Here is a 10,410-nt window from a genome sequence, read left to right on the forward strand (position 1 = left end):
AATTATTTATTGAGACAAAAATATGCGCATTCTACAAGATTTTAAAACATATACAGGAATAAATTATTTTCGAGATTGGTCGAAAACAAAATTGATGAACAAAAATACAGACATCACGGTATATGATTTCTTGAGAGTTTTTTGGATTCGCGTCATGAAAGGGAATTTTCCGTTGCGTTCGGCAGCCGTTTCGTGGATCTTATTTTTTAGTATGTTTCCATTTCTACTTTTTTTGTTTAGTGTTTTACCTCATTTGACTTATTATGGCGATATAAAAGAATTACTTTTTACACAATTTTTACCGCAAATTTTACCCAAACACGTGAGTAATGAAGTGATATCTTACATCGATAAAACGACAGCTTTACAAGGCAAACGAAAAGTAAATTATCTGTTGATTTTGATTACAATTTTTATGTCATCTAACGGAATACAAGGAATTATTAATGGATTTAATGTATCGTATCAAGATGTCTATGTCAAACGAAAAAATTCAAAATCGAGAGTGATTTCGATTATATTGACATTGTTTTTTACTGTATTTATAGTCTTACAAGTTTTTTTATCTTACTCAACATCTATTATTTGGAAGTATTTAACAAACGTTTCTTTTTTGAGTAAACTTGGTCAGTTTTCTTATCTTATCAATTATTTTTCCGTATTTATTTTCTATTTTGTCTCGATGTGTATGTTGTACTATTTTGGTCCAAACCATAAAAAGTCAAGAAGTACAGTATTGCCAGGTGCATTGTTAACATCAGTCTTGTTCTTGTTAACTGTAATAGGTTTTAATTCGTACTTAAGTTATTTTACCAATATTGATTTGCTTTATGGATCACTTGGATTAGTAATGATTATGATGATTTTTGTTTACATCAATGTGATTTTGATGTTAGTTGGTTACGAATTGAATATGTCGATTAATTATACCAAAAACTATGAAGATATCCATCATATCGACAGTAATCGTTTTATTAATTTGGATAAATCTTAATGCTCATTTAATTTGTGTCCGCACGTTTTGCAATAGACCGATCCATCAAGATGATAATCATCTCCACAATTTCTACAACGCTCCGTATTATTGGGAATATCGTCTTTGGTTTTTGATGCTTTGTTCATTTCCATTGTCACGATACTTGTAGGAACAGCAATAACACCATAACCTATAATCATAACAACAGAAGCTAAAAATTGACCTAATCCAGTAACTGGAGAAATATCGCCATAACCAACTGTTGTTAAGGTGACGATTGCCCAATAAATACTAATCGGAATACTTGTAAAACCAGATTCGGGATGATCATGCTCAACCATATACATAATTGAACCAATAACCACAACTATTAAAAGGACAAAAGATAAAAAAACGATGATTTTATCTTTACTTTCTTTTAAACCAAGAACCAATACATTTCTTCCTCGAGTAAATCGAGTTAGATTAAAAATTCTGAAAATACGTAGTAAACGTAAAATTCGGATACTCGCCAAATATTTGCTTGTTGGTAGGAATAATCCCAGATAAAATGGTAAAATTGATAATAAATCAATGACTCCATAAAAACTAAAAATGTATCGCCAACGATTTTTTACGCAATAAATTCGCAACAAATATTCAAGTGTAAATAAACAAGTTAAAATCCATTCGAGTGTAATTAAAACCGTATGATGTCTTGCATTAATAGCTGGAATAGATTCTAACATTACCAATCCAACACTCGTTAAGATTAAAAATAATAACGAAATGTCGAAAAGTTTACCATAAGGTGTATCGGCTTCAAAAATTATATCGAAGATTTTTTGTTTCAATTTCTTTTCTTCATCCGCACCCATTTTTTTGAGGTAAGGAAATCGACCTTTGAACATTGGTTTATATTTTGGAATGAGCTAAATTAGGAAAAAAAATAGTATGAATATTCTCTTAACTGGTGGAAGTGGTTTAATTGGTTCAGAATTAGCGAAAATTTTAATTGAGAAAGGACATCAAGTACGGATTTTAACAAGAGAGAAAAATGTTGAGCATCCTTTTTATCATTGGGATAAAAACAAAATTGATGAAAAGGTTTTTGATAATTTAGACGGAATTATTCATTTGGCTGGATGTTTAATCGCTAAAAGGTGGACAAAAAGGTATAAAGAAGAAATTTTATCAAGTAGAGTTGATACAGCAAATTTACTTTTTGAGTATGTGAATAAACTTGATGTTAATCTAAAATTTTTCATTTCAGCTTCAGGAAGTGCTTATTATGGACAAATTACTTCAGACAAAATTTTTAAAGAATCAGATGAACCAAATACCGATTTTTTAGCAAAAGTTTGTGTAGCATGGGAAAATGCGGCTTACCAATTTGAGGAAATAGGAGCGAGAGTGGTTTGTTTAAGAACAGCTTTGGTTTTGGCAAAAAATGGAGAAGGTTTCAAACTATTGAAAAAACCAATTCAATTAGGTGTAGGCGCTAATCTTGGTGATGGAAAGCAATGGATGCCTTGGATACATATCGAAGATTTGTTGCAGATTTATGCTCAAGCAGTAGAGAATGAAAATATAAAAGGAAGTTTTAATGCATCTGCACCAGAAAATAGCGATCATTCAACTTTCAATCGTACGTTAGCTAAAAAACTAAATAAACCATTTTTTCTTCCAAATATTCCAGGTTTTGTGATGAGATTAACATTAGGAGAAATGAGTGATTTGGTTTTAAAAGGTTCGCGAATTGATGCAAACAAAATAGAAGAAACAGGGTTTACATTTCAATTTCCTACGTTGGAGAAAGCTTTTAATGATTTAGTGTAAAGTTGTTAAAAATTTTAAAGAAATTAAACCATATAATATGTTGTAAAATGTATTTTTGTAATCTTAAATAATCCTCATGAAAATTATATTTACTTTATTTTTTCTACTACTTACAATCTTTTCTAACGCTCAAAATAAAGAGTTCAAATTAGGAAAAATTTCTCAGCAAGAAATAGCGTTTAATCAGGCACCGTTCGAAAAAGATGCAGATGCTGTTATCCTTTCCGAAGAAGGAAAAATGGATTTGATACAATCTAATTATTATTTGACTGTAAAGCGTAGAATAAAAATCCTTACCGAAAAAGGCGTTGATCAAGCCAATATACAATTGAATTATTATAGTAAAAATAAACAAGAATCTATTACAGGAATCAAAGGAAATACTATAAATATCTCAAATGGAATAGAGCAGGTAATACCAATTGATGAGAAAGAAATTTTTGACATTTCTTTGAATGAATTGTATGCTGCAAAACGATTTACGTTTCCAAATGTAAAAGTTGGTTCTATTATCGAGTACACTTATGTAAAAGGAAGCGAACATAATTTTTCTATCGACGCATGGAATTTCCAACATGATATTCCTACACTTTCAAGTAAATTCAGATTGATTAATAAAGCTTATAGCGCTTATTCAATTATTACAATTGGAGATGCTTTAAATGAAAAATATAAAAATAAATCAAGTTCATCTGAATGGAGTTTGAATAATATTCAGAGTTATAATCAATTAAAATACGTTTATAATCCTGAAGATCAAAGTGAACGTATTAAACTTCAGGCAGATAATTATCATACAGATGGAGCTAAAAAAACAACATTGAATGCTTGGCAAGACTTGATTCAAGATATTAATTCACAGTACGAAAACTACAGAAATCCATCTGCAATTAGAGAAATTGTCCAAAAAATTCCTAATGGAAAAGATGAAGTCGAAACTTTGCGAAATGTGATCGAATATATTGATACTAATGTAAAATGGAACAGATTTTATGGAATAATTCCATCTCGTTCCAATAGAACATTATTGAAGGAGAAAGCAGGTTCTACCGCGGATATGAATTTATTATTAAACGAAATTTTAACGGCAAAAGGTTTCGAAACATCATTGGTTTTGTTCAGTTCTCGTCATCATGGACAAATTTTATTTTCTTATCCATTTGTTAATCAATTTAATTCTGTTGTGACAGTTGTGAAATTGAATAATGGAACTGCAAATGTTATTTTAGATGCGTCAAAATTAAATAAAGAGCAAATCGAATATGGTCCATTAGATGTGTTTAATTATCATGGTGTTGTAATTAAAAAAGGTGAGCCTTCATTTGTGAAATTAAATCAGAAATTGTCTTATTATGAATCTTCGATAAAATATGATTTCTTGAACAATGGAAATTTAGTTTTGTATAGAAAAGATAAATTTAATGGATATTTTTATGATGAAAATGCCGAAGAAAAGAATGTATTGAATCGATTTGTAACAGAATCTTTAGAAATGCGTTTGGATGAAGAATCAAGTGATAAATTGATTTTTGAGACCGATTCTTATGTCAAATCATATAAATCTAAAACTAAAACTCCAAATGCTGCATTTTACACATTTATTAATCCTTTGCGCGAGTTTTTGAAACAATATACTTTTGAAGATACAAATCGTCAACGCAAAATAGAATTTAATTACCCGTATTTATTTAACATCCAGGTTAAGTCTAAAATACCAGCAGGTTACGAAGTTGTGATTGATGAAAATTACAAAACTCATCATAAAATAGAACTTAATTTAGAATATTATCAAGAGGCAAAAATAAAAGACGGACAGTTGATTATAGCCATTCAATTTTTGTTACCAGAAGGCGTATACGAAGCAGAAAAATACAACGAGTTAAAACAATTTTTTGAGAAAGTAAAAACAGCATCTCTAAAAGAAATTTTAATGAAAAAGAACTAACTAAATAGCACTGAGATTTCAGTGCTATTTTTTGTATATTTAATCAATTAACACGATGTATGAATAATAAAATTTATTTTGTTTTAAGTTTTTTGCTTTGTCAATTTGCTTTTTCTCAATCAACTAAATTAGAATTTGGTAAAATATCAGAAGAAGAATATAACTATAAAGTTGTTCCGTTTGAACAAGATGCATCTGCAGTGACCCTTTCAGAATATGGAGAATTGCAATTAAAAAATTATGGATATGCGCTCAAACAACATGTTCGTAAAAAGATTTTAAAACAAGATGCTATTGAAGGAAATGTGTTAAAATTCAGCTTTAATCCAACGAACAAATATAATCGTGTAAAAATAAATAAAGTACAGGTTTATAATAAAATAGGAGGTGAGGTTGTAGTGTCAAAGTTGGATCAGAAAGATATTATACAAGAAACAATTGATGAAAATACAATTCAACTGATTTATGCGATTCCAAATGTAAAAGTAGGATCAATTATAGAGTATGAAACTGAAGTAACCCGTACAGCTAATCTATATGCAACGCCATGGAATTTCCAAAACGATTATCCAATATTGAAATCAAAATTAGATGTTCGGATACACACAGATTTTGATAATAGATTTTTTTTAATTGGGCAAAAGTTGAATGAAAAATATGGGAACCGAAAAGGGAATAAATCATGGGAAATAGAGAATGTAGCAAGTGTAAAAAAGTTTGATAAAATATACAATGTTAATGATTTTAAAGAAACAATCGGTTTTCAATATTCAGCTGAACAAGATTGGCATGGAACGATTTTTTCTTCTTCGAACTGGCTTTCATTACGATCAGTTTTTGCTAAAAATATAGCAACGAATACAAGAAATGTTGACTTTAATGAAATCGCTATTAAAATTAATAATGGAAATTCGCAATTAGAAACGTATAAAAATGTAATGGATTACGTTAAGCAGAATTTTAAGCTTATAGAAACGAATTATGTGGACAAAATGTCGAATTTTAAAACTGGTTTATTAGGAACTAAAACTGGAAGTAATTTGGATTTCGTTGTTCTCGTTAATCGATTATTGAAATCAAAAGGTTTAGAATCGCATTTGGTTATTAATAGCTTTAGAAACAGAGGAAGGTTAATTATGGATTTTCCTATTGTTTCGAGAATTTCTAATATTCAAACAATGACAATTGTAGATAATCAAGTTTATCTTTTTGATGAAAATATATTGAAAATAACGGATGATAATTACAAAGAAAAAGTCGTTTTTCCATATTCAGAATATTATAATCAACTTGTTTTGAAGCTTGAAACCAGTACAAATGAATTTCTAAATATTCAACCTCCCTTATCTGAAAGTTATTTGATAAATGAATTAGAGTTTAAAGGAGATGAGGTTAAAATGAAATCTTTAAATAAATTCAAAGGTTATTTTAACAAAGAAAATCAAAAGAATTATGATTTTCCAATGTTCAATGAGCTAACATATTCTTCAGAGGATTTGAATAATCAAGGTAATTACAGCTCGATAAATAAAATTTTTGTGAATAAAGGAAAAATGGTCAACTATTTTGGATTTGAATTTCCGTTTAATGATGCGCTTAATTTTTTAAATATTGAAAAAGAAAGAAAATACCAAGTTGAATTAGATTTTCCGTTTCAAAAAGTTGTTCAATTCAAATCTAAAATTCCAAAAGATTTTGTTTTAAAATATGATAAATTTAATCACGAAATTAAAGCCATTGGAAATAAATTACAATACAAACAACAGATAGAAGTTGTGAATAATGAGTTTGTAATTACCTATATTCTATTGATTAATCAATCAATTATAAGCAGTAAGGAACTAAAAGAATATTCGGAATTTTTAACTAAAATAGCGGAAAGGAATAAAGATATTGTCATTTTAATGAATAAAAAATAAAAAAACGCACTAAATTTTAGTGCGTTTTTTTATGATTCTATCACCATCAAATTGCAACCTCTTACATCAGAATGGTCAAAACGTCCTAAAATTTCAAATTGATTTGTGGCTACTTTTTTTCCCAAATCATCAGTCGCAATAAAACTAATCGAATTGTAATTGGCTAAATCTATCACATTTACGCCACCAGTTTTTCCTTGTTCAACATAGCTTAATGGATCTTCAGTTTCGCGAATCATTATTCGCATCCAATTGGGCGATTTAAACGTTAAATCTCCACGAGAATACCCTTGCGAAAGCAATTCAGTCATTCCATATTCCGAATGAATTTCATTAGTTCCAAAACCATCTTTTAAGATTGTATGTAATTCTTCGCGTGTAATTTCTTTTTTACGACCTTTCATTCCGCCAGTTTCCATCACGATGGTATGTTTCAATTTCATTTTATAATTTTCTACAAAATCTAACAAGGCGAACGAAACACCAATCAAAATAGCTTTTTTACCTGTTTTCTCGTGTGCGATAAGATTTTCATACAATTCATCGTGATTATACAAATAAAATCCGCTTTTATCGCTACCAGATTTTTCAATCCAATATTCCACCATATCTATCAACGAAGAGCCTGTACGTTCTAAATACGAAGGTAAAAGTGCAAATATTGTATAATCAGAAAGTGGTCCATAAAACTGTTCAAAACATTTTTCTAAATTGTAATGATACAATGCCAAATCGGTCACCAAATGTTTGCTTGTTGACATTCCTGTGGTTCCTGAACTTGTGAAAACCTTTTCAACGGCACGATTTCCAGAAATAAGATTATATTTCTTAAAAAATTGAATCGGTAAAAAAGGAATTTCGTTGGTGTGTTTTACAGTAGAATAATCAACATTCAAGAAGTTTAAGAAGTTATTGTACACTTCATTTTCTTGCGCTTGATAACGGAAAACTTCCAATGCAACGTTTTGGAAATCTTCTTCGGATTGAATACTAAAAATTTGCTTTGAATCAAACATTTTGCAAAATTACAAAATAGAGAAGAAGTGTGCGAATTTATTATGAATTCTATTGTTTTTCTAAGTTTCTATAGAATCTGATTGCATAAATTTTTAAAAAATAGAGATTTAATTGATCTAAAATTTTAAAAAACAGAAATTGTAATAAAATGATTATTACTGAAAGTATTATAAATGTATACTTGATTTCTTTGTAAAGATAACTTGAATAAAGATTTATAATGATAAGGAAAATAATACTTACGATAATATTAAATTTTCTTCCCTTTTCAAATAGTTTATTAGGTTGTAAAGTTATCTCAATAATATTTTTATTTTGAAAAGTATATTCTATTGCACCTTTACCATTTAAGAAAGAGTAGGGTGAGATATTATTTCTATTAACTATAATTTTATTCGAATCAAATTCTATATTCTGAAAATCAAATTCTTCAATAAATACAAATAAATTATCGTTTTGTAATTTTTTAAATTGATTTAAACTTTCAATTATTTCATCGAAAGTTTTTTTGGTTTGATATTCAAAAATCATTAGTTATACTTTAACTCAAACTTACAAATTTCTACTGATTTTTTAGCTTAACAATTGTTGTATTCGCTTTATAAAGATGATCGCCAAGAATTTCGTAATACTGAATCAAATCTTTGTAGAAAAGCGCACTTGTAGTCATTAACTTTTCTTTTTCGATCGTTTTCATCAGATTTGTTTCTGCTTCTTTGTAAATAGCATTAATTGTTTTTTCAATAAATTCGGCTTGTTTAATCGAAACTTCTTCTTGTGTTTCGTTCAGGTTTTGATTTAAAATTCGAGTCGTTTGATCCAAATTATCTTGAAAATCGACCAAATAAGATCTCATTTTTGGGGTGAAATAACTATTGGTCATACGACGACGACGGTGAATAGATGATATTTTAATCGCAATATCACCCACACTTTCCAAATGATGACAAAGCGTTATCAACTGATGAATAGCAATGGTATTTTCGTTTGGTAAATCTAAATCAGCAATTTCATTTAAAAATTCATTTACCTCACGTTCCAACTGATCGCCTTCTTTTTCAAGTTCTAAAATACGTTCGCGAAAAACCAAAATCTTTTCTTCATCACTTTCCGTAATCATTCGTCCAAGCGTATAAATCGTTTGTTTAGTTGTGGAAGCAAGTTTTAACAATTTCTTGTTTGCTTCGTTTTTATAGAGATCAGAATTTGTACCAAATGGAATGGCATAAAATTCTAATTTATTATCAGTTTGCTTGATCGAAAAATATTTTTTCTGACAATAAAAAGCCAATTTATTAATGAAAGGAGTAAGAAAAACAACCCCAACCAAATTACTAATTGTATCAAAAGTAATAAGTTGTACGGCAATATTTGTCGAAATCGTCGAACCTATAAATTTCAATAAGAAACTTGCAAGTAACATAAAAATAATTGCAACCAGGATATTAAATAATGTATGGAATGCAGCTACTACTTTTGTGTATTTATCACCGATTGCAGCTACTAAGTGAGCCGTAAAAGTCGTCCCTATATTTGCTCCTAAAACTATCATTGCTGCTAATTCGATAGGTAAACCTTTACTTGCTAATAGAATCGCAATTGTAATAGAAGCCGAAGAGAAATGAACCAAAACGGTCAGTAAAACACCAAAAAAGATGAATAATAAATTTGTTAAAATTCCATAGTTCGCTAAATCTTGTAAAAATTCTTGTAATTTTTGATGACTTTCTATAGAAGGCAAGAATGTTTTTAAGAAATACAACGATAGAAATAATAGAGAAAGTGAAAACAGAATTCCTCCAATTTTTCGTTGATTTCGTTTTTTCGATAGATAAAAAGGAAAGGCAATTAATACCAGAGGCAAGGCAATTTGTATTAAATCGAATTTCAATCCAAAATAAACCAACCACAAAGTAAGCGTTGTTCCGATGTTTGCACCTAATATCAATCCAAATGCTTTTCGCAAATTAATCAAACCTGCGTTTACAAAACCTAATATAAATACACTTGCAGCTGACGAAGATTGTATGGCAGTTGTAAAAAGAGTTCCTGTAACAATTGTAGAAAAATTGTTTTTGGTTAGTTTGTTTAATGTACGTTTAAAATTCGATCCAGATAAGGCCTGTAAATTTTCGCTCAATAATTTTATCGCAAAAATGAACAACGCAATTGCTCCGAAAAGTTGCAAAATTTGTATGATAAGATGCATTAATGATGAATTGACTACAAAAATAAGTACTCTAATGTAAATAGAATATTATCTTTTTTACTTTTATAAAAAAAAAAGTTTATTTTTTTTAAATTCTAAAATTCTGATTATCAAAATTGAAGTTAAGATTTATCAAAAACTTCTTCTTTTTTTTGAAAAAACATTTGCGAGTTTCGAAAAACTGCCCTAATATTGCACCACGAAAAAGGAACAACACTTCTCTTGAGAAATTAAATTCTTGTTTTCGATTTGAAATATTCAAATAACAAATATTTTTGCCGATGTAGCTCAGCTGGCTAGAGCAGCTGATTTGTAATCAGCAGGTCGTGGGTTCGAGTCCCTCTATCGGCTCTAAGTTTTTTTATAAGAACAAAAAGTAAGGCGGGGAGATACTCAAGCGGCCAACGAGGACGGACTGTAAATCCGTTGGTTTCACCTTCGCAGGTTCGAATCCTGCTCTCCCCACAAAATTGCCGATGTAGCTCAGCTGGCTAGAGCAGCTGATTTGTAATCAGCAGGTCGTGGG

The 10,410-nt window shown here is 29.3% G+C and carries 8 protein-coding genes and 2 tRNA genes; 6 read left to right on the forward strand and 4 right to left on the reverse strand.

Annotated elements, in window-relative coordinates:
- The first annotated feature begins 22 nt into the window (after positions 1-22).
- On the forward strand, positions 23-994 hold the full coding sequence (locus Q0616_RS01350) for a YihY/virulence factor BrkB family protein (protein ID WP_225540153.1): 972 nt from the start codon (positions 23-25) through the stop codon (positions 992-994).
- Here the strand turns inward: Q0616_RS01350 and Q0616_RS01355 are convergent.
- The gene (locus tag Q0616_RS01355; RefSeq protein ID WP_225542835.1) at positions 991-1,866 is read right to left on the reverse strand and encodes an ion transporter; all 876 of its coding nucleotides are present in this window, start codon (positions 1,864-1,866) and stop codon (positions 991-993) included. The two genes, Q0616_RS01350 and Q0616_RS01355, sit on opposite strands and share 4 nt — an antisense overlap.
- 43 nt (positions 1,867-1,909) lie before the next feature.
- On the opposite strand from Q0616_RS01355, the gene Q0616_RS01360 reads away from it, so the two are divergent.
- The 3 genes from Q0616_RS01360 (at position 1,910) to Q0616_RS01370 (ending at position 6,658) form a co-directional block, all read left to right on the forward strand.
- Positions 1,910-2,794, forward strand: a complete 885-nt coding sequence (locus Q0616_RS01360) for a TIGR01777 family oxidoreductase (RefSeq protein WP_225540148.1) — start codon at positions 1,910-1,912, stop codon at positions 2,792-2,794.
- Positions 2,795-2,870: 76 nt separating this feature from the next.
- Positions 2,871-4,739, forward strand: coding sequence for a DUF3857 domain-containing protein (locus Q0616_RS01365; RefSeq protein WP_298774391.1), 1,869 nt, complete (start codon positions 2,871-2,873; stop codon positions 4,737-4,739).
- A gap of 59 nt (positions 4,740-4,798) precedes the next feature.
- Positions 4,799-6,658: a DUF3857 domain-containing protein gene (locus Q0616_RS01370; RefSeq protein ID WP_298774393.1), complete on the forward strand. Its 1,860-nt coding sequence runs from the start codon at positions 4,799-4,801 to the stop codon at positions 6,656-6,658.
- Positions 6,659-6,687: 29 nt separating this feature from the next.
- Here Q0616_RS01370 and Q0616_RS01375 read toward each other — a convergent pair whose 3' ends face one another.
- The 3 genes from Q0616_RS01375 to Q0616_RS01385 are packed head-to-tail and all read right to left on the reverse strand — an operon-like array spanning position 6,688 to position 9,884.
- Complete coding sequence (locus Q0616_RS01375) at positions 6,688-7,674, reverse strand: acyl transferase (RefSeq protein WP_260542447.1); 987 nt, start codon at positions 7,672-7,674, stop codon at positions 6,688-6,690.
- 49 nt (positions 7,675-7,723) lie between these two features.
- Entirely contained in the window at positions 7,724-8,206 is a 483-nt protein-coding gene (locus Q0616_RS01380; RefSeq protein ID WP_284583386.1) for a hypothetical protein, read from the reverse strand.
- A gap of 31 nt (positions 8,207-8,237) precedes the next feature.
- The gene (locus Q0616_RS01385) at positions 8,238-9,884 is read right to left on the reverse strand and encodes a Na/Pi symporter (protein ID WP_188319806.1); all 1,647 of its coding nucleotides are present in this window, start codon (positions 9,882-9,884) and stop codon (positions 8,238-8,240) included.
- A 277-nt stretch (positions 9,885-10,161) separates the two neighbouring features.
- Here Q0616_RS01385 and Q0616_RS01390 point away from each other — a divergent pair.
- Both Q0616_RS01390 and Q0616_RS01395 read left to right on the forward strand, forming a co-directional pair.
- Positions 10,162-10,235: transfer RNA gene (locus Q0616_RS01390), tRNA-Thr, on the forward strand.
- Between the two features lie 32 nt (positions 10,236-10,267).
- Positions 10,268-10,349: transfer RNA gene (locus Q0616_RS01395), tRNA-Tyr, on the forward strand.
- Positions 10,350-10,410 lie beyond the last annotated feature (61 nt).

Source organism: uncultured Empedobacter sp. (assembly GCF_937930195.1).
GTDB classification, from domain to species: domain Bacteria; phylum Bacteroidota; class Bacteroidia; order Flavobacteriales; family Weeksellaceae; genus Empedobacter; species Empedobacter stercoris.